Raw genomic sequence first — 20,137 nt, forward strand, 5'->3', positions numbered from 1 at the left:
GGACAGCAACGGACAAGCAGGAGCACAAGCTGCTCCCTGTATACAAATTAATTGGAATAGCCCATAAGGCGGGGGGAAGGACCATATTGAATGATAAGGAAGTAATCAACGATGTGCTGGTAAATCTTTTTAATGAGATCATGGAGCTGGAAGAACAGGCCATTATCACAGATGAGTATAAAGATATTACCAATAATGATATGCATATTATCGCTGCCATTGGTCTTGGAGAAAAAAAGATGTCCGATATAGCGGCAGAACTGAATATTACGGTAGGCTCCCTGACCATTGCCATGAATGCACTGGTTAAGAAAGGGTATGCGCAGAGAGAACGCAGTGAGAAGGACAGAAGAGTTGTTTTTATCCATCTTACGGTTAAAGGGCGTAAAGCCTTTCATCATCACGCAGAGTATCACAGGCAGATGACAGATGCAGTGGTGAGTGCTTTATCGGACAATGAAGTAGGTGTTCTGGCGAAGGCACTGGAGAAGCTGTCTGTTTTCTTCAGGCAGTACCAGAAATAACCGAAGGCAGGACAGACAGATGATATCCATAGAACTGGAGAATTTTAACATAAGGCAGATCATGGAATCCGGACAATGTTTCAGGATGGATGAAACAGATACAGACTGTTTTACTGTGATCGCAGGTAAGAAATACGTAGAAGTAAGGCAAAAAGGGCAGGTAGTGGATTTCGACTGTTCTCAGGAGGATTTCCTTTTCTTCTGGATCCCATACTTTGACCTTGATGCAGATTACAGCAGATATATACAGTCAGTGAATCCCAGGGACAGATATTTATGTGCAGCCGCACAGCATGGACAGGGAATCCGTATACTTCGTCAGGATCTGTGGGAAATGCTGGTCACATTTCTTATTTCGCAGCAGAATAATATACGCAGGATCCGCAGGTGCATTGAGAATATCTGTACACGGTACGGAGAAAGAATCATTTTGCCGGATGGCAGGGAATATTATGGCTTTCCAAAGCCACAGGCTTTGGCCACCGCATCTGAAGAAGATCTGCGGGCATGCAATCTGGGATACCGTGCTAAATATATTCATCAGGCCGCACTGGATGTGGCAGACGGGCAGATCAATCTATCAGAGATTCAATCAATGTCTTACAAAAAAGCACGGGAAGCTTTGATGGAAATCTATGGCGTAGGTGGGAAAGTGGCAGATTGCATCTGTTTGTTTGCCTTGCACCAGCTGGATGCGTTTCCGGTGGATACCCATATACGCCAGGTACTGGATCAGCACTACAAAAGAGGCTTCCCTAACCGCCGCTATAAAGGGATGCGTGGTGTGATGCAGCAGTATATTTTTTATTATGAACTTACAGGGGTTCCTTCCGGCGATAAATAAGCTCCCTGATGCTTTGCTATATCACTGGATTTTCTTTTGTAGTACAAAATCAGGTAACGGAATCAATCGCCAGTTCATCTTCTGAGTTAGAGGATGAACTTTTTTTGCCTTCGATCACTACTTTGTTAGGCAGACATACAATGGTTCCGCCGTTTTTGTCAATTGCATGCTGTTTCATACACAAATGGTCCGGGCAGTCAGCCCAGATCATTTTTATTTCCCCGTCTTTTATTTCACACCGATTGGTATCTCCTATGGAGATCACCTGATCTTTGGATAAAGAATAGGTGCCATATTCTTTGCCTGCCACTGTAATGCGTACTGTGGAAAGATCACCCTTGTCCATAAGGTGGGTACCTGCCCACAAAAGTGCTGCAGCTGCAAGGATTCCCAGGATAAATAGGATTTCTTTTTTTTTCAAAGTTTCACCTGCCTGTATGTAAATGATGCCAGCCAAAAGCTGCCAGCCAAAATCCACCAGCCAAAAGCCTCTGGTGCATATGCGTGTAAGCAGCTATTGGCTTTGTCGTTTCATAATTTCGCTTAATCGAAAATATCATAGCATAAGAAAATATGCATGTCAAAAAAGTGGGACGGTGTATGTGAATGCTTATTGAGCTGCTATTCACTTCGCTCATAGTAATAAAAATCCACAATAATCACAGAAAAGCAAAAAAATAATTGTATAATCCTGCCAGATAATGTACTATATTGGATATAGAATTGTGCAATGGATACAAATACATACTAGCGAACGACGCAAAGTAAGGAGGAAACCAATGTTAGATCAATCTTATTACAACAAGGCGGATGAGATTATCGCACACTATGGTCGGAAAGCAGCATCGCTGATCCCCATCATGCAGGACATCCAGGCAGAATACCGGTACCTGCCAGGGGAACTGCTCACCTATGTGGCGAAAGAGATCGGGGTAAAAGAAGCCAAAGCATACAGCGTGGCTACCTTTTATGAGAACTTTTCATTTGAGCCAAAAGGGAAATACGTGATCAAGGTCTGTGACGGAACAGCCTGTCACGTAAGAAAATCACAGCCTGTGAAAGAGGCACTGATGAAAGAACTGGGTCTGACAAATAAAAAGCATACCACAGACGATATGCTTTTCACAGTAGAGACAGTTTCCTGTCTGGGAGCCTGTGGACTTGCGCCTACCCTGACTGTAAACGATGAAGTACATCCGAAGATGACGGAAGAAAAAGCCATAGAACTTTTGAACCGGCTGAGAGGAGAAAGCGTATGAGTATAAGAAATGGAGAAGAACTGTTAAACAAACAGAAAGAAGTAAATGAAAAGATCCGCTCCTATACCTGTCGTGTACTTGTATGTTCAGGTACAGGCTGTATTGCCTCCGGCGCACAGAAGATCTATGAGGAGATGAAGGTGCTGTGCCGGGATGTGGACGGAGTAAAGGTGGAAATGCAAAAAGATATCCCTCATACAGGCGTGATCAAGACTGGCTGTCAGGGATTATGCGAGCTGGGGCCTTTGATGAGGATAGAGCCTTACGGATATCAGTATGTACATGTGCAGCCGCAGGACTGTAAAGAGATCGTAGAGCGTACAGTTCTGGAAGGAAAGCCAGTAGAGCGTCTGTTTTACAGAGAGAAGGACACTGTCTGTCCCCACCCGGAGGACATTCCTTTCCTAAACCTTCAGACAAGGGTGGTACTGGAAAATTGTGGAAAGATCGATGCAGAATCTATTGACGAATATATTGCAGTTGGCGGATACCAGGCACTGGCAAAGGCACTGGAATCCATGACTCCTGATGATGTGATACAGGAGGTGACAAAGTCAGGCCTCAGGGGCCGTGGCGGCGCCGGATTCCCGGCAGGGAAGAAATGGTCCCAGGTGGCAAGACAGGCCGAAAAGATCCGCTATGTTGTATGTAATGGTGATGAAGGCGATCCTGGTGCATTTATGGACGGGTCTGTTATGGAAGGCGATCCATATAAGATGATCGAAGGTATGACCATTGCTGCTTATGCAGTTGGCGCAGAAGAAGGCTATATCTATGTACGTGCAGAATATCCTCTCTCTGTAAAGAGACTGCGTATGGCTATTGAACAGGCAGAGAATTACGGATTTCTGGGAGATAACATCCTGGGAACAGGAATTAATTTCCATTTACATATCAACAGAGGTGCAGGTGCATTTGTATGTGGTGAGGGATCTGCACTTACAGCATCTATTGAAGGCAACCGGGGCATGCCCCGTGTAAAGCCTCCCCGTACAGTGGAGAAAGGACTGTGGGGCAAGCCTACGGTACTGAACAATGTGGAAACCTATGCCAATGTGCCCAAGATCATTCTTCAGGGGGCTGACTGGTTCCGGACCATCGGTACAGAAGGAAGCCCGGGCACCAAAACCTTCTCCCTTACAGGCGCCATTGAGAATACCGGATTGATCGAGGTGCCTATGGGTACTACGTTGCGCCATATCATTTATGATATTGGCGGCGGACTGAAAAAGGGAGCAGCCTTTAAAGGCGTACAGATCGGCGGACCTTCCGGTGGATGTCTGATCATGGATCAGCTGGATGTGCCCCTGGATTTTGACTCGGTAAAGAAGCTGGATGCGATCATGGGATCCGGCGGACTGGTTGTTATGGATGAAAACACCTGTATGGTAGAGGTTGCACGTTTCTTCATGAATTTTACCCAGAGGGAAAGCTGTGGTAAATGCGTACCTTGCCGTGAGGGAACCAAGCGTATGCTGGAGATCCTGGAAAGGATCGTAGATGGCAAAGGCGAAATGTCAGATCTGGATCAGCTGGAAGAACTGGCAAATATGGTTCAAAGTATGGCACTTTGCGGTCTTGGCAAAAGCGCACCGCTTCCTATAATCAGTACTCTGCACCGCTTCAGGGATGAATACGAGGAGCATATCAGGGATAAGAAGTGCCGTGCAAAGGTATGTACTGCACTGCGTCAGTTCCATATCAATCAGGAATTCTGTATCGGCTGCGGCAAGTGTGCAAGAAACTGTCCGGCAGGTGCAATTTCAGGACTGATCAAGCATCCTCATCATATAGACAATACTCTTTGCATCAAGTGCGGCGCATGTAAAGATAACTGTAATTTTGATGCGATTTATGTGGAAGCATAGGAAGGGGGTATATTATGGGATATATGATGATTGACGGTAGAAAAATAGAGTTTACCGATGAAAAAAATGTGCTGTCCGTGATCAGGAAAGCAGGAATAAATATTCCAACATTGTGCTACCATTCTGAGGTGTCCACATTTGGAGCCTGCCGTTTGTGTATGGTAGAGGATGAAAGGGGCAAGATGTTTGCATCCTGTTCTGAAGAACCAAAGGATGGGATGACCATTTACACCAATTCAGGACGAATTAAGAAATACAGGAAGCTGATCGTGGAGCTGCTTCTGGCGGCTCATTGCCGCGACTGTACTACCTGTGTGAAAAGCGGAGAGTGTATTCTCCAGGAGCTGGCACACCGTCTTGGGGTGAATACCATCCGTTTTGAAAATACCAGGGAGCCCTATGAGCTGGATACAAGTTCTCCTTCTCTTGTAAGGGATCCTAACAAATGTATCCTTTGCGGAGACTGTGTACGTGCCTGTGAAGAGCTTCAGGGGATTGGTGCGCTGGGCTTTGCATTCCGTGGTACGGACGCTATGGTCATGCCTGCATTTAACAAAAAGATTGCCCAGACCGATTGCGTGAACTGTGGACAGTGCCGTATTTATTGTCCTACAGGTGCGATTTCCATCAAGACCCATACAGATCTGGTATGGGATGCACTGGCTGATCCAAATGTACGGGTGGTGGCACAGATCGCACCGGCAGTACGTGTTGCAGTAGGGGATCATTACGGGCTGTCAAAGGGCAGAAGTGTTATGGGCAAGATCGTAAATGCCCTGCACAGAATGGGATTTGACGAAGTATACGATACCTCTTTCAGTGCAGATCTTACCATTATGGAGGAGAGTGCAGAATTTCTTGACCGGATCAAAAAAGGAGAAAAACTTCCGCTGCTCACATCCTGCTGCCCGGCATGGGTGAAATTTATTACAGATCAGTACAAGGATTACATCCCTAATCTTTCTACCTGCAGATCTCCACAGGGGATGCTTTCCGCTGTGATCAAGGAATATTTCCGGCAGCCGGAACATCAGGATGGAAAGAAGACGGTTATGGTTTCCATTATGCCATGTACAGCCAAGAAGGCAGAAGCGATCCGGCCCAACAGCTTTACCCACGGAGAACAGGACACAGACATTGTGATCACCACTACAGAGCTGATCCGTATGATCGATAATTTCGGTATCGACTTTGCTCCGCTGGATCCGGAAGCCTGCGATATGCCATTTGGCTTTGGCTCAGGCGGCGGCGTGATCTTTGGCGTAACAGGCGGTGTTACAGAGGCAGTTCTCCGTCGTCTCACAAAAGATCACCGCAAAGAATCTATGCATGAGATCGCAGAATGTGGTGTGCGCGGGGATGAAGGCATTAAAGAGTTTTCCGTTATGTATGAAGGAATGGAAATAAAGATCTGTGTTGCCAATGGACTTGCAAATGCACGGAAAGTGATGGATCAGGTGAAAAATGGAGAGAAAGAATACCATCTGATCGAGGTTATGGCCTGCAGACGGGGATGTATCATGGGCGGCGGTCAGCCTACAAGAGCCGGTGACAGGACCAAGGCATTAAGGGCAAAAGGGCTTTATAATGCAGACAATACCATGATCATCAAAAAGTCAGATGAAAACCCGCTGGTAGTAGAGCTGTACAACGGACTTCTGAAGGGAAAAGAACACGAATTGCTTCACAACAAATCTTATGAATGATATCAGCTGGGAGTCAATCCCCCAGCTGATATAGCCTCCAGCAGGATTGCAGAGGTGCGCAGGAGAAGTATGTCATGCAATTGCATGACGCGCACCTCGCAGCAAGAATGCCGAGGCATTCTTGTAACTGTGAAGATACTGAACAGTTACACGACTTTTAAGTATGACCTGAGACTAAGGAGGGGCAAAAGACATGAAGAAAAAAATGATATCCGTATTGCTGACAGCAGGACTCTTGGCAGGAACGCTGGCAGGAAACTGCGTTACAGTTCCAGCAGAGGAAAAAGCATCTGACAAGATTGCTATAGGCGCCTTAAAAGGACCAACTGCCATGGGCATGGCACAGCTGCTGGATGATGACAGCTATGATTTTACCATAGCAGCATCCCCAGACGAGATCATACCGCAGATCGTGCAGGGAAATGTAGATATAGCAGCTGTTCCATCCAATCTGGCGGCAGTGCTGTATCAGAAGACACAGAAGAATGTAAGCGTACTGGCTGTGAATACACTGGGCGTTCTCTACCTGGTGGAAAATGGAGAATCCATACAGTCTGTGGAAGACCTGAAAGGAAAAACTATTTATGCCAGCGGAAAAGGCGCTACACCGGAGTATGCCCTGGAATATGTATTAAGTGCAAATGGGATCGATCCGGAAAAGGATGTGACCATTGAATATAAGTCAGAACATGCGGAAGTAGTTGCAGCTCTGGCAAATGACCAGACAGCAGCAGGGCTTTTGCCCCAGCCCTTTGTTACAACTGCATTGATGAAGAATGACAGCCTTCGGGTGGCTTTGGATCTGAATCAGCTGTGGCAGGATGGAGTTTCTGATGACAGCCAGCTGGTAACAGGAGTGGTTGTTGTAAGAAATGATTATCTTAAGGAGCATGAGGCTGATGTGGATGCTTTTATGGATGCATATCAAGCGTCCGTAGAATTTGTAAACAGCGATCCGGATCAGGCTGCAAAGATCATTGGCGCCCATGACATTATTGCTGAAGAAGTGGCTAAAAAGGCCATCCCTGACTGCAGTATCGTATTTGTAGAGGGAGAAGAGATGCAGACCATGCTGTCCGGATATTTGAGCACACTGGAACAGCAGAACCCTGAGATGGTTGGAGGACAGCTTCCGGATGATGATTTCTACTACGCACGATGAGGCCCAAAATAACAGGCTCAGGTGGAAAAGCTATACAATAAGAATACTGGCAGCTGCCTTCTGGATCCTGGTATGGCAGCTGGCCAGTATGTGGCTGAAACAGGAGATCCTTCTGGCATCTCCTGTTTCTGTTGTAAAAAAATTGTGGCAGTTTTTGCCTCAGGCAGATTTCTGGAAAACTGTGGGATTCAGCTTTGTGCGGATTGTTTCCGGATTTCTTCTGGGGCTTTTTGCAGGAACCATATTGGCTGCCGCAGCCTGTGGATGTAAAGTGCTGGAGATCCTGCTGGCGCCTGTTGTAACGGTTATGAAGTCGGTCCCTGTTGCTTCATTTATTATCTTGTGCTTGATCTGGCTTCCATCCAGGAATCTTTCTGTATTTATAACGTTTCTTATGGTGTTTCCGGCAGTTTATACAAATGTATGCCAGGGCATCCGGGAAACCGACCGGGAGCTTTTGGAAATGGCCCAGGTGTTTCAGGTCAGCTTTGGAAGAAAGGTGCGGTATATTTACATTTCACAGGCTGCCCCTTATTTTCAGGCTGCCTGCCGTCTGGCACTGGGGCTTTGCTGGAAAGCCGGAGTCGCTGCAGAGGTGATCGGGATCCCAGGCGGATCGATAGGGGAGAAGCTGTATCATGCAAAAATATATTTAAATACACCGGATCTTTTTGCATGGACCATTGTGATCATCGGAATCAGCGTGCTGTTTGAAAAATTGTTTCTGACCGGAATAGGCGCACTTGTGGAAAGGATGGGAAAATAAAAATGGATCTGAGCATCCGGAATTTATGTAAAGCTTATCATGGACAAGTGGTGTTGCAGGATTTTTCCTATTGCTTTCCAGAAGGGAAAACCACCTGTATTATGGGCAGATCAGGATGCGGGAAAACAACACTTCTGAATCTGATCCTGGGATTGGAACTCCCGGATACAGGAACCATACAGGGAAACAAAGAACCTATGGCAGCTGTTTTTCAGGAGGACAGACTTTGCCGGAATCTTACCGTACAGGCGAATATCCGTCTGGTAAATAAAAGGCTTTCGGAGGAAAGGATTTGGGAACTTCTTGCTGCTGTAGACCTGGAAGAGGCCTGGGACAAAAAAGCGGGCGAATTAAGCGGCGGTATGTGCCGCAGAACTGCCATCGCAAGAGCACTGGCAGCAGACCGGAACTGTATTCTTATGGATGAGCCTCTTTCCGGACTGGATCCGGATACCAGGATCAAAGTTTTGGATACCATAAAAAAATACACCAAGGGAAAGACCCTGCTTTTGGTAACACATGAAAAACAGGATGCTTTTTCCCTTGGTGCAGATAAAATATTGGAAATGTAGTAATGTTTCAGCAATTAGCATCTTGCAGGATATTCTCACATTTCTTGCATACTGTAGAATCTTTTGGTATCTTTTTACAGATTCCTTTCACAGATATCAAATAGACAGCATCTGTCACAGTGAGGCTGTGTCCTTGCTGTGCAGATTTCTCTTCCGTGCCACACAAGGCGGTGACACAGATCACTGCCCTCTTCTGGCGGAATGATCTTCCATAATTCCATTTCTACTTTTTTCGGGTCTTTGATTCCATTTACAAGTCCGATCCTGTTGGAAAGACGGATACAGTGGGTATCTGTTACAATGGCGGGCTTACCGAATACATCTCCCATGATCAGATTGGCGCTTTTGCGGCCCACACCGGGTAAAGACAGAAGAGCGTTAAAATCTTCGGGAACCTTGTCATTATATTTTTCATGAAGCATTTTCATACAGGCACTGATATCTCTTGCCTTGCTTTTGCCAAGACCGCAAGGCTTTACGATAGCCTCGATCTCTTCCGGAGCTGCCGAAGCCAGGGCCTTTACACTTGGATATCTGGCAAAAAGATCTTGTACTACTACATTTACCCTTGCATCTGTACACTGGGCTGCCAGACGGACGCTTACAAGAAGCTTCCAGGCCTGGTCATAATCCAAGGTACAGTCTGCATCCGGATATGCGGTTTTTAATCGTTTGATGACTTCAAGAGCCAGTTCTTTTTTTGTCATAAGTACCTCTTTATTATTGGTCATTGATAATAGGATGTTGGGGGCAAAAGCATTTCTAGTACAGGCTGCGCCTGCTGATATGTTGAAATGCAAAGTAAAAAATGATCCCTTTCACTATGCTTGTAGCGGTAAGTGCCCACCAGATCCCGTCAAGTCCAAGGGAAGTGGCGGAAAGAACCATGGCAAGCGGGATACGCATACCAGTAAAAATAATACTGATAATACTGCAAAGCTTTGTTTTTCCAAGACCGGACAATGCACCTATGGTCATCAGCTCCACACTCATAAAGGCTTCCCCAAATCCGATGATGGTCAGGTAACTAACGGAAATCAGCACTACATCCTTTTCATGGAAAAACAGGGAGGAAATAGGGCCGGGGATCAATACAAAGGCTGCAGTGATCAAAAGCCCCCAGGCAACCAGCAGCCGAAAGGAAATGCTGTATCCTTTCCGGATACGGTCCGTCTTTCTTGCACCATAATTCTGTCCCATGAAAGCATTTAGAGCAGCACCGAAGCCGTCGGCAGTATTCCAGGACAGGGATTCGATCTGTCCGCCTACACGCTGGACTGCAATAGCACCTGCACCAAAGCCGGAAACCATACGGGTCAGGATCATGGAGATCAGGCAGTAAATGCTGCCTTGCAGTGCGGTGGGAATCCCAATGCGGAAAACATCTTTATAATAGCTGGAAGCAGATCTGCGTAAAGGGTTGGAATGACGCAGGATATTGGTTTCACTGTGATCCTTAACAAGGCTGACAACAAGTACTGCCAGCACCAGAAACTGGGAAGTGACAGTGGCAGCTGCAGCACCAACAACCTCCAGTCTTGGAAAAGGTCCCACTCCAAGGATCAGCACAGGATCCAGAACCATATTCAGCACAAGCCCCAGGAAGTTAGCCTTCAGGGGAGTTTTGGAATCTCCCTGGGCTGTATAAAGTCCGGTCAGAGTCTGAGTCAGGTAAGGGAGCAGGATCAGTCCACAGGTGATCAGCATGTAGACCCTGGCACTGGCATAAGCTTCCGGATCTGTCAGATTAAAAAAGTGAAGCAGAGGATCTGTAAAAAGCAGGCAGAGTGCAGTAAAAAAAAGACCAAACAGGATGGTCAGCTGCAGAGCTACATCTGCATAGCGGATAGAGGCCTCCCGATCTTTACGGCCAAGGGCCTGTGCCATATTTACCTGTCCGCCCATACGCGACAGGGAACAAAGTCCCTGGGAAAGCCATACGTACATGCCGCCTACGCCTACTCCTGCAACTGCCTTGGAACCAAGCATTCCGATCCAGGCCATATCAGTGATATTGTAGGCTGTAGCCAGAAAAGAAGATGCCATAATAGGCAGTGCCAGCTCCGTAAGGGTAGAAAGAATCGGGCCGGAGGTAAGATTTAATTGTTTGTTCTTCATATTTCATTATCCATTCGTTTTAATATCATTATTACATACCATTCTATACGGTATAAAAGGATTTTGCAAGGGAAGAGTTTTGTGGTAGAATCAAAGAAAAAAAATAGGAAACAACAGGAGGTGAGAGGATGGCAGAAAACGGAACACTTCATGCCCCAAAGGTGGACGAAACCCTGAAAGAACTGGGCCGACATGGCTCATTTGAACTTCCCGTAGAAACCTACACCGACAACTGTGTGATCTTCCATTCCTTGTACAACCACTGGCACAAAGAAATGGAGATCATCTGCATCGAAAAAGGCTGTGGCCTGGCAAAGCTGAACAGAGAAACCATTCGTCTGAAACAAGGAGATATCCTGATGGTCAATAGCGGAGTCATTCACGGCATACGATCAGACCTTCGGAATTATCTGTATTACAAAAGTATTGTATTTGACCTGAATTTTCTGTCCAGTCCGGCAGGGGATCTGTGCCAGGAGCGGCTGATCTCCCTTCTTGCTGAGAATCAGGCAGAGTTTACCCATTTGATATCGCCAGGAGACCGTGGCTATGAACACATTTTCCGCCTGTTTTATCAGATTCATGATTGCCACAGAGAGAAAAAGCCCTTCTATTATGTACAGCTGAAAAGCTTATTTTACGAATTTTTTTATCAGATGCTGATAGGAAATTACATTGTTCCTGCAGATACAGAACAGAACAGGAATCTTGCATCCATAAAAATGGTTTTGGATTATATTAATGAACACTATCAGGAACAGCTGACTGTGAAAGAGTTAACAGAGATGTCCAATTACAGTGAGTATTATTTCATGAAACTTTTTAAGCAATACACAGGCAAGACGGTAGCATCATACCTGAATGATTTCCGCCTGGAAAAGGCGAAAGTCCTGCTTTTGCATTCAGACCGTTCCATTACGGAAATCGCTTTGGATGTCGGCTTTAATAATACAAGCTACTTTATTAAAAAGTTCCAGCAGGCCAATCTGGTTTCACCGCATAAATATCGCAAAAATATGTCATAACATAACAGTTTTGTTGTATTTTTGTGTCTTTCATCCGTGCTAAGATTATATCATCAAAAAGAGCAAAGAACGAAGATGCAAAAAGGCGCGTATGAAAAGGTCTGAATATACAGACCAATGGATGAAAGGAGAAACAATGGAAGCTTTAAAGACAATGATCAATGACATGTTCCACAAAGACTGTTCTTCCTGTACAAATGAAGAGATTTATACAGCTCTTCTTACTTACACAAAGGAAGCACTGGAAGAAAAAGGTTATCACAACGGAAAAAAGAAAATTTATTATATTTCTGCAGAGTTCCTGATCGGAAAGCTGCTTTCTAACAATCTGATTAACCTTGGCATTTATGATCAGGTTGCAGATTACTTAAAAGAGAACGGCAAATCCCTTGCTGAGATTGAAGAGGTTGAGCCGGAACCATCTCTTGGAAATGGCGGGCTTGGACGTCTGGCAGCATGTTTCCTGGATTCTATTGCAACACTGGGACTGCCGGGAGAAGGTATCGGTCTGAATTATCACCTGGGTCTGTTTAAACAGGTATTCAAAGACAGACTTCAGAATGAGACACCGAACCCATGGATCACCAACAATACATGGCTTACACCTACAGATGTAACATATACTGTACCGTTCCACGGATTTGAACTTGAGTCTAAAATGTATGATATTGCAGTTGCAGGCTATCAGAATAAAGCAATCCATCTTCATTTATTTGATATTGATATTGCAGATGAGAGCATGGTTCATGATGGCATTGCATTCAATAAAAAAGACGTACTTCATAACCTGACTCTGTTCCTGTATCCGGATGACAGTGATGATGACGGAAGAAAGCTTCGTATCTATCAGCAGTACTTTATGGTAAGCAATGCTGCACAGCTGATCCTGGACGAGGCAGTGGCCAAAGGATGCAACCTTCATGACCTGGCTGATTACGCAGTTGTACAGATCAACGATACACATCCAAGTATGATCATTCCTGAGTTCATCCGTCTGCTGACTGCAAAAGGCATTGACTTTGAGGAAGCAAGCGATATCGTTGCAAAGGTTTGTGCTTATACCAATCATACGATCCTTGCAGAGGCACTTGAGAAATGGCCAATGAGCTATCTGGAAGAGGTTGTTCCTCATCTTGTTCCTATTATCAAACAGCTGGATGAGAAGGTTAAGAGAAAATATCCTCAGGAATCCGTTGCGATCATTGACAGCAACAACCTGGTGCATATGGCACATATGGATATCCACTATGGCTATTCCATCAATGGTGTGGCAGCACTTCACACAGAGATCCTTAAGAACAGCGAGTTGAAGCAGTTCTATGATATCTATCCTGAGAAATTCAATAATAAAACAAATGGTATCACATTCCGTCGCTGGCTGATGTATTGCAACCATCCTCTGACAGAACTGATCACATCCCTGATCGGAGACGGATTTAAGAAAAACGCATTTGAACTGGAAAAACTTCTTGCATATAAGGATGATCAGGAAGTATTGAATAAGATCCTGTCTATCAAGACCGATGCAAAGAAGGTGTGCAAAGATTTCATCCTTTCCAACACAGGTGTTGAGATTGATGAGAACAGTATCTTTGATATCCAGATCAAACGTCTTCACGAGTACAAACGTCAGCAGCTGAATGCTCTGTACATTATTTATAAATACCTGGAGATCAAAGGCGGCAAGAAGCCGGAGAAGCCTGTAACCTTCATCTTTGGTGCAAAGGCAGCTCCTGCATATGTGATCGCAAAGGACATCATCCATCTTCTTCTTACACTTCAGGATCTGATCAAAAATGATCCGGATGTAGCTCCATACATGAAGGTTGTAATGGTAGAGAACTACAATGTAAGCGCAGCTGAGAAACTGATCCCTGCATGTGATATTTCAGAGCAGATTTCTCTGGCATCTAAAGAGGCTTCCGGTACAGGTAACATGAAGTTCATGCTGAACGGTGCGGTAACTCTTGGTACTATGGATGGTGCAAACGTAGAGATCAGTGATCTGGTTGGCGAGGATAACATCTATATCTTCGGACAGTCCAGCGAGCAGGTTATCCAGCACTATGAGAAGGCAGATTACAATTCAAAAGCTATCTATGAAGGCAATGCAGATATTAAGAAATATGTGGATTTCATTGTCAGCGATCAGGTGCTTGCACTTGGACATGAAGAGAACTTAAGAAGACTTCACAATGAGCTTGTGAACAAAGACTGGTTTATGACTCTTCTTGACCTGGAAGACTATATTAAGGTTAAGAACCAGGCTCTGGCAGATTATACAGACAGAGAGAAATGGGCTAAGAAGATGCTTGTGAACATTTCAAAGGCTGGGTTCTTCTCATCTGACAGAACCATTGAGCAGTACAATGAGGATATCTGGCATCTCACAAAATAAATTTCAGGTAAGATAAGTTACAGGCAGGATAAGTAATTTACAGGCAATATAGATTAATTGCAGGCAGAACCTGTACAGAAATAAAAAAGACAGAACTGTATCGTGTAGGACGGCAGTTCTGTTTTTTTATGTACTAGGAAATTCCAACGGAATTTCCTAGTACATAAAAAAGCCCTACCGGGCAGGAGCGCACTGTGGCGGAAGGGTAGATGTCGCTTAATGCGACCCGCCACAGGCGGAGAATCCTGCTTTGCAGGATTCTTTCTTGACGGGATGCTCCTTAATACATTTTGGCCTTATTTTTTCTTGCGTAAAGAACAGGAATAGTCTATACTGTAACACAACAGGCAGTGTGGGACGGATGAGATCCATATTGCTATCGATAATGTAATATGAAGAGAAAGAGGACAGATTATGAACCTTACAACAGTTAAAGAGATTTACAGAAACAGAGATAAATATCTGGATCAGGAGATCACAGTAGGCGGCTGGGTACGCAGCGTGCGTGATTCCAAAACATTCGGATTTATTGTTCTCCATGATGGTACCTATTTTGAAACACTGCAGGTAGTTTACCATGACAATATGGAGAATTTTGCACAGATCAGCAAGCTGAACGTAGGCGCAGCTATTATTGTAAAAGGTACTCTGGTAGCTACTCCCCAGGCAAAGCAGCCTTTTGAGATCCAGGCTTCTGAGATCACACTGGAGGGAGCATCTGCACCGGATTATCCTCTTCAGAAGAAACGTCATAGCCTTGAGTATTTAAGAACCATGACCCATCTGCGTCCACGTACCAATACCTTCCAGGCTGTATTTCGTGTACGTTCCCTTTGCGCATATGCGATCCATAAGTTTTTCCAGGAGAGAGGTTTTGTGTATGTGCATACACCACTGATCACAGGAAGTGACTGTGAGGGTGCAGGAGAGATGTTCCAGGTCACTACACTTGACCTTGTAAATACACCTGTAGATGATCAGGGGAAGATCGATTACAGCAAAGACTTCTTCGGAAAAGAGACCAACCTTACTGTCAGCGGACAGCTGAACTGTGAGACTTTTGCACAGGCATTCCGCAATGTATATACCTTTGGACCTACCTTCCGTGCAGAGAATTCCAATACCACCCGCCATGCAGCAGAGTTCTGGATGATCGAGCCGGAGTGTGCATTTGCTGATCTTCAGGATGATATGGATCTGGCAGAGGCTATGTTGAAGTATGTGATCAATTTTGTGTTGGAGAATGCACCGGAGGAGATGAACTTCTTCAATTCTTTTGTTGATAAGGGGCTTCTGGACAGACTGAACCATGTGGTTAATTCTGAGTTTGGCCGTGTGACCTATACAGAGGCTGTAGAGCTTCTTGAGAAGAACAATGACAAATTCGATTACAAGGTATCCTGGGGATGTGACCTTCAGACAGAGCATGAGCGCTATCTGACAGAGCAGATCTTTAATAAACCTATCTTTGTTACGGATTATCCAAAGGAGATCAAAGCCTTCTATATGAAGCAGAACCAGGATGGCAAGACAGTGGCAGCCATGGACTGTCTGGTACCGGGCATTGGCGAGATCATCGGAGGAAGCCAGAGAGAAGAGGATTATGACAAGCTGAAAGCCCGTATGGACGAGCTTGGCATGAAAGAATGTGACTATGACTTCTATCTGGACCTTCGTAAATATGGCACTACCCGTCATGCAGGCTTTGGCCTTGGTTTTGAAAGATGCGTGATGTATCTGACAGGAATGGGCAATATTCGTGACGTGATCCCATTCCCAAGAACTGTAAATAACTGTGACCTGTAAGATAAAGGCCCTGTCATAACTGCAGGGTGCACTTGCTGCATGCTTTGATCTTTGCAGTTATGTTTGATCTTTAAAGATGTATTTTACCCTTACAGGTATAGCTTATCTATATAAGGAGCAGATCAGAATGAGATTTATTCATCTTGCAGATGTACATCTGGGAGCAGTACCTGACAGGGGATGCCCCTGGAGTGAAAAGCGGGAAGAAGAGATCTGGGAAACTTTCCGCCGGGTTATTACGGGTATCCGTGAAAATCCGGTGGATTTGTTATTTATAGCCGGAGATCTTTTTCACAGGCAGCCATTGCTGCGTGAACTAAAAGAAGTGAATCATCTGTTTTCCACCATCCCGGAGACACAGGTGTATCTGATGGCAGGAAATCACGATTATCTGAAGAAGGATTCTTTTTACAGAGATTTTCCATGGGCAGATAATGTGGTATTTTTTAAAGATGAAAAGCTTACCTGCGTAAAAGACAAAAAATTGGATGTATATGTGTATGGTTTAAGCTATGAACACCAGGAGATCAGGACTCCTCTTTATGATGGAATCCGCCCAAAGGAAGGAGAGGGACTTCATATCCTTCTGGCTCATGGTGGGGATGCAGATCATATACCTGTGAATATAAACAGCTTATCTGCCGCTGGATTTGATTATGTGGCAATGGGGCATATTCATAGGCCGCAGATCCTTTTAAGGGACAGAGCAGCTTATGCAGGAGCTTTGGAGCCTATTGACAGAGGTGACCTGGGAGAACACGGATATATAGAGGGCAGGCTGGAGAATGGCAGGCTGCGCGTTTCCTTTGTACCTTTTGCATCCAGATCCTATCAGCAGCTTCTTCTCACTGTATCTCAGGAGTCGACCCAGATTTCTCTGGAAGAAGAGCTGAAGGATGAGATTTACAGAAGAGGCGGTCTGAATATTTATCGGGTGATCATCCAGGGAGAACGTCCGGCAGAGCTGCTGTTTATTCCAGAAAAGCTGAAACAATTCGGCAATGTTACAGAGGTCCTGGATGAATCCCGGCCTATGTATGATCTGGAAGCCTTGCAAAGACAGTACAGCGGTACCCTGATCGGGGATTATATTACGTATTTTCTGGAAAAAGACAGAAGCATTGTGGAAGATAAGGCTTTGTATTACGGTCTTCAGGCACTTCTACAGACAAGTGCAGTGTGATTAACGATTAACAGGTGTTAGCAGAGAGGACAGGAATTGAATGATCTTCAAACGACTGACGATTAAGAATTTTGGAAAGATCCATGACAAGACTCTGGAGTTTTCCCAGGGGATCAACATACTTTACGGAGAAAATGAAAGTGGGAAAAGCACGGTCCATACCTTTGTAAGAAGTATGCTGTACGGAATCACAAGGCAGCGGGGACGGGCCTCCAGAAATGATATTTATACCAGGTACGAGCCGTGGGAGAATCCGGCACAGTACGGTGGGAGTCTGTGGTTTTCAACCGGAGGCGAAGATTATCGGCTCACTCGTAATTTTTATAAAGAGAACCAGAATGGGGAGCTGCTTAATCTTCGTACCGGAGAGCTGACCGGTGTGGAGGATGGCCAAATGGAGCAGCTGCTGGGCGGTGTAAGCCAGGCTGTATATGACAATACAGTGTCTGTGGCGCAGCTGAAAAGCGTTACAGGCAAGGATCTGGCATCTGAGGTACAGAATTATATGGCCAGCTACCAGGGGACCGGGGACAGCTCTGTAGATCTGGGAAGAACGATGCAGATGCTGAAGATGTCCAGAAAAGGCTATCAGGTACAAAAGGACAAAAAAAGAAAAGAAGCAGAAAAAGAGCAGGAAAAGCTGAATGCTAAAATGGAATATCTGAATCGGGAACTGGAAGAATTGAAGGAGAGACAATCCCAGGTATCCAGGAAAGAAGAAAAGCTGCAGATCCGGTCCGGACAGGACAGCGGTCTTGACATGATCGAAGGGAAGATCCAGGCTCTTCGTAAACGGCGCCTGGCTCTTACTGCAGCAGCCTTATTGGCTGTAATCCTGGGCATTGTAGGACTTTTCAGCAGGTTTTCTGCTGCTGATCAGATCACCAGGCTGGGATGGGATTTCTGTATTCTGCTTGGGATAGGGATGATCCTGTATTATCTTGGGCGACGGCGTATGCTGGATCGTGATCTGGCCAGCCAGAACAGATTGCGTACCAGGTGGCTCCAGCAGCAGGAGAAGCTGAAGTGGAATAAAGAATCCCTGCAGGAATCCTTTGAAGAAAAAAGGGTGGATTTTGAAAATCTGCAGGAAGAATACAAGGATTATGAATCGGAGATCTGGATGCCGGTCAGTGAGGACATAGAGATCCAGGCGCTGAATCTTGCAATGGATACCATTGAGCAGATATCAGGCAATATACACCGGCAGGTAGGATACCGGCTGCGGCAGCGTACTTCCCAGATCTTGTGTGAGATCACAGATGGCAGGTATCAGGAAGTACTGATCGACCCGGATCTTCAGATCAGCGTGAATACCAGCGAGCGGATAATACCTGCCCAGAGATTAAGTAGAGGTACTATAGAACAGCTGTATTTTGCCCTTCGCATGGCAGCTTCTGAATTGCTTTGCGGTGGGGAAACCTTTCCTGTGATCCTGGATGATGTATTCGGGATGTATGATGAAGCCAGGCTGGCAGCAGTGCTTCACTGGCTTGAAAAAGAGCAAAAACAGGTGATCATCAGCACCTGCAATAAAAGAGAGGCTCAGATACTGAAAAGAGAAGGAATCACGTATCGTTTGCAAAGCCTTTCAGAGGAATAAAATGGAATAAATAATCATTAAAAAAGATCTCCCGCATCCAGAAAGGATGCTGTGGAGATCTTTTGAGGTTAAGATCATTTTTAATAGTGATTTGTGTATTTTGATACTTGAATTATCATATTATTTGTACTGTGCCATGTAGTTGTCCACGCAGCGCTTGATCCTGTCTACTGGGTTCAGAAGGTGGCTTACAGAAAGATCATGGTTCAATGTATCAATGATCAATGCAATATATTTGCTCATGTCACAGGTGATATAATATGGCTTCTCAAGAAGCTTTGCAGGCTGATATACCAGGTTTGTAGTGAGAAGCTTGTCAAATACACCTGCCTGGTGGGCTTCATCAAATTTGTCAAGGCCATCTGTAAATAATCCGAAGGTAGAACAGATGTAGATCTTGCCAGCTCCTCTTTCTTTGAGAAGGGATGCGATCTTAAGCACTGTATCACCTGAGGAGATCATATCATCGATCAGGATCATATCCTTGCCTTCCAGCTTAGGACCAAGGAATTCATAAGCAGCTACCGGATGACGTCCATCTACAAATTTGGAATAATCCAGACGTTTGTAGTACATACCCATATCAACACCCAGGATATTGGCAAGGTAAATGGCGCGGCTCATGCTGCCTTCGTCAGGGCTGATAATGGCAAAGTGATCATTATCAAGGTGAAGTCCTTCTTCGTTGTGAAGAAGAGCCTTAATGAACTGATAAGAAGGCTGCACGGTCTCAAAGCCGTGAAGCGGTGTGGCATTCTGGATACGTGCATCATGAGCATCAAAAGTGATGATATTCTCTACCCCCATACTGATCAGCTCGTGAAGTGCGCTGGCGCAGTCAAGGGACTCTCTGCCTATACGCTTGCTCTGACGGCCTTCATAAAGATAAGGCATGATTACATTCACTCTTCGCGCCTTGCCGCCGATGGCGCCGATCACACGCTTCAGATCCTGGAAATGATCGTCTGGGGACATCAGGTTGGTGTAATTGCCGATAGGGTAGCTCATGCTGTAATTACATACATCTACTAAAATATAAACATCATCACCACGGACAGATTCGGAGATCACGCATTTGCCTTCACCAGAACCAAATCTGGGTGTCTGTACCTGGATCGTATAGGAATCTCTCTGGTATCCTTCAAAAGAAAATGAATCTATCTCCGGGTGTGTACGCTCATTACGCCACTTAACAAGCCATTCGTCTACTTTCTCGCCTAAGGGGCGACAGCTGTCTGTGGGGATCAGTCCAAGCCTTCCAACCGGAACGGTTGATAATTCCTTTGTGGATCTTTGTGCCATG

The 20,137-nt window shown here is 45.3% G+C and carries 17 protein-coding genes; 13 read left to right on the top strand and 4 right to left on the bottom strand.

From position 1 onward, the window contains the following. The first annotated feature begins 86 nt into the window (after positions 1 to 86). Positions 87 to 524 (top strand): MarR family winged helix-turn-helix transcriptional regulator, encoded by a 438-nt coding sequence (locus tag AB5916_RS05080; protein ID WP_244093013.1) that lies wholly within the window; start codon positions 87 to 89, stop codon positions 522 to 524. Positions 525 to 543: 19 nt separating this feature from the next. Continuing rightward, positions 544 to 1,368, top strand: a complete 825-nt coding sequence (locus tag AB5916_RS05085; RefSeq protein ID WP_368189569.1) for a DNA-3-methyladenine glycosylase — start codon at positions 544 to 546, stop codon at positions 1,366 to 1,368. Between the two features lie 49 nt (positions 1,369 to 1,417). Here the strand turns inward: AB5916_RS05085 and AB5916_RS05090 are convergent, their stop codons facing one another. Further along, positions 1,418 to 1,789 carry a NusG domain II-containing protein gene (locus tag AB5916_RS05090; protein WP_368189571.1) on the bottom strand — a complete coding sequence of 124 codons (372 nt, stop codon included), beginning with the start codon at positions 1,787 to 1,789 and terminating at the stop codon, positions 1,418 to 1,420. Positions 1,790 to 2,147: 358 nt separating this feature from the next. Here AB5916_RS05090 and AB5916_RS05095 point away from each other — a divergent pair, with 358 nt between their 5' ends. From AB5916_RS05095 to AB5916_RS05120, 6 genes are all read left to right on the top strand, one after another. Next, entirely contained in the window at positions 2,148 to 2,627 is a 480-nt protein-coding gene (locus tag AB5916_RS05095; protein WP_158421898.1) for an NAD(P)H-dependent oxidoreductase subunit E, read from the top strand. Beyond that, positions 2,624 to 4,495 (top strand): NADH-quinone oxidoreductase subunit NuoF, encoded by a 1,872-nt coding sequence (locus AB5916_RS05100; protein ID WP_158421899.1) that lies wholly within the window; start codon positions 2,624 to 2,626, stop codon positions 4,493 to 4,495. Before AB5916_RS05095 ends, AB5916_RS05100 begins: the two co-directional genes overlap by 4 nt. A gap of 14 nt (positions 4,496 to 4,509) precedes the next feature. Then, positions 4,510 to 6,201, top strand: a complete 1,692-nt coding sequence (locus AB5916_RS05105) for a [FeFe] hydrogenase, group A (RefSeq protein ID WP_368189574.1) — start codon at positions 4,510 to 4,512, stop codon at positions 6,199 to 6,201. Positions 6,202 to 6,394: 193 nt separating this feature from the next. Then, entirely contained in the window at positions 6,395 to 7,363 is a 969-nt protein-coding gene (locus tag AB5916_RS05110; RefSeq protein ID WP_368189575.1) for an ABC transporter substrate-binding protein, read from the top strand. Then, a complete protein-coding gene (locus AB5916_RS05115; protein WP_368189610.1) occupies positions 7,341 to 8,129 on the top strand; it encodes an ABC transporter permease in 789 nt (262 codons plus the stop codon). The genes AB5916_RS05110 and AB5916_RS05115 overlap by 23 nt, the downstream gene beginning before the upstream one ends. A 2-nt stretch (positions 8,130 to 8,131) precedes the next feature. Then, on the top strand, positions 8,132 to 8,701 hold the full coding sequence (locus AB5916_RS05120; RefSeq protein WP_368189577.1) for an ATP-binding cassette domain-containing protein: 570 nt from the start codon (positions 8,132 to 8,134) through the stop codon (positions 8,699 to 8,701). Positions 8,702 to 8,775: 74 nt separating this feature from the next. Here the strand turns inward: AB5916_RS05120 and nth are convergent, their stop codons facing one another. Both nth and AB5916_RS05130 read right to left on the bottom strand, forming a co-directional pair. Beyond that, positions 8,776 to 9,408 carry an endonuclease III gene (nth, locus tag AB5916_RS05125; RefSeq protein WP_368189578.1) on the bottom strand — a complete coding sequence of 211 codons (633 nt, stop codon included), beginning with the start codon at positions 9,406 to 9,408 and terminating at the stop codon, positions 8,776 to 8,778. Between the two features lie 55 nt (positions 9,409 to 9,463). Next, positions 9,464 to 10,819, bottom strand: a complete 1,356-nt coding sequence (locus AB5916_RS05130) for an MATE family efflux transporter (RefSeq protein WP_158421905.1) — start codon at positions 10,817 to 10,819, stop codon at positions 9,464 to 9,466. 128 nt (positions 10,820 to 10,947) lie between these two features. Here AB5916_RS05130 and AB5916_RS05135 point away from each other — a divergent pair, with 128 nt between their 5' ends. The 5 genes from AB5916_RS05135 to AB5916_RS05155 all read left to right on the top strand — a co-directional run bounded on the left by AB5916_RS05135 (position 10,948) and on the right by AB5916_RS05155 (position 18,834). Beyond that, positions 10,948 to 11,844, top strand: a complete 897-nt coding sequence (locus AB5916_RS05135) for an AraC family transcriptional regulator (protein WP_158421906.1) — start codon at positions 10,948 to 10,950, stop codon at positions 11,842 to 11,844. A 136-nt stretch (positions 11,845 to 11,980) separates the two neighbouring features. Beyond that, positions 11,981 to 14,242: a glycogen/starch/alpha-glucan phosphorylase gene (locus tag AB5916_RS05140; RefSeq protein WP_368189611.1), complete on the top strand. Its 2,262-nt coding sequence runs from the start codon at positions 11,981 to 11,983 to the stop codon at positions 14,240 to 14,242. A 414-nt stretch (positions 14,243 to 14,656) separates the two neighbouring features. After that, on the top strand, positions 14,657 to 16,048 hold the full coding sequence (gene asnS / locus AB5916_RS05145; protein ID WP_368189579.1) for an asparagine--tRNA ligase: 1,392 nt from the start codon (positions 14,657 to 14,659) through the stop codon (positions 16,046 to 16,048). A gap of 127 nt (positions 16,049 to 16,175) precedes the next feature. Then, complete coding sequence (locus AB5916_RS05150) at positions 16,176 to 17,231, top strand: DNA repair exonuclease (protein WP_158421908.1); 1,056 nt, start codon at positions 16,176 to 16,178, stop codon at positions 17,229 to 17,231. Positions 17,232 to 17,271: 40 nt separating this feature from the next. After that, complete coding sequence (locus AB5916_RS05155) at positions 17,272 to 18,834, top strand: ATP-binding protein (protein ID WP_368189581.1); 1,563 nt, start codon at positions 17,272 to 17,274, stop codon at positions 18,832 to 18,834. Between the two features lie 120 nt (positions 18,835 to 18,954). On the opposite strand, the gene AB5916_RS05160 is transcribed toward AB5916_RS05155, so the two are convergent. Further along, complete coding sequence (locus AB5916_RS05160; protein ID WP_173728527.1) at positions 18,955 to 20,136, bottom strand: ribose-phosphate pyrophosphokinase; 1,182 nt, start codon at positions 20,134 to 20,136, stop codon at positions 18,955 to 18,957. Between the last annotated feature and the right edge of the window lies 1 nt (position 20,137).

Origin of the sequence: Blautia sp. 1033sp1_1033st1_G9_1033SCRN_220408 (assembly GCF_040929965.1) — a bacterium.
GTDB lineage: Bacteria > Bacillota > Clostridia > Lachnospirales > Lachnospiraceae > Blautia_A > Blautia_A ammoniilytica.

What these genes read in the sequence shown, in the direction of transcription:
- AB5916_RS05085 (WP_368189569.1), top strand. Translation starts at nt 544, where the DNA reads ATGATATCCATAGAACTGGAGAATTTTAACATAAGGCAGATCATGGAA.
- AB5916_RS05095 (WP_158421898.1), top strand. Translation starts at nt 2,148, where the DNA reads ATGTTAGATCAATCTTATTACAACAAGGCGGATGAGATTATCGCACAC.
- AB5916_RS05100 (WP_158421899.1), top strand. Translation starts at nt 2,624, where the DNA reads ATGAGTATAAGAAATGGAGAAGAACTGTTAAACAAACAGAAAGAAGTA.
- AB5916_RS05105 (WP_368189574.1), top strand. Translation starts at nt 4,510, where the DNA reads ATGGGATATATGATGATTGACGGTAGAAAAATAGAGTTTACCGATGAA.
- AB5916_RS05110 (WP_368189575.1), top strand. Translation starts at nt 6,395, where the DNA reads ATGAAGAAAAAAATGATATCCGTATTGCTGACAGCAGGACTCTTGGCA.
- AB5916_RS05115 (WP_368189610.1), top strand. Translation starts at nt 7,341, where the DNA reads ATGATTTCTACTACGCACGATGAGGCCCAAAATAACAGGCTCAGGTGG.
- AB5916_RS05120 (WP_368189577.1), top strand. Translation starts at nt 8,132, where the DNA reads ATGGATCTGAGCATCCGGAATTTATGTAAAGCTTATCATGGACAAGTG.
- nth (WP_368189578.1), bottom strand. Translation starts at nt 9,408, where the DNA reads ATGACAAAAAAAGAACTGGCTCTTGAAGTCATCAAACGATTAAAAACC.
- AB5916_RS05130 (WP_158421905.1), bottom strand. Translation starts at nt 10,819, where the DNA reads ATGAAGAACAAACAATTAAATCTTACCTCCGGCCCGATTCTTTCTACC.
- AB5916_RS05135 (WP_158421906.1), top strand. Translation starts at nt 10,948, where the DNA reads ATGGCAGAAAACGGAACACTTCATGCCCCAAAGGTGGACGAAACCCTG.
- AB5916_RS05140 (WP_368189611.1), top strand. Translation starts at nt 11,981, where the DNA reads ATGGAAGCTTTAAAGACAATGATCAATGACATGTTCCACAAAGACTGT.
- asnS (WP_368189579.1), top strand. Translation starts at nt 14,657, where the DNA reads ATGAACCTTACAACAGTTAAAGAGATTTACAGAAACAGAGATAAATAT.
- AB5916_RS05150 (WP_158421908.1), top strand. Translation starts at nt 16,176, where the DNA reads ATGAGATTTATTCATCTTGCAGATGTACATCTGGGAGCAGTACCTGAC.
- AB5916_RS05155 (WP_368189581.1), top strand. Translation starts at nt 17,272, where the DNA reads ATGATCTTCAAACGACTGACGATTAAGAATTTTGGAAAGATCCATGAC.
- AB5916_RS05160 (WP_173728527.1), bottom strand. Translation starts at nt 20,136, where the DNA reads ATGGCACAAAGATCCACAAAGGAATTATCAACCGTTCCGGTTGGAAGG.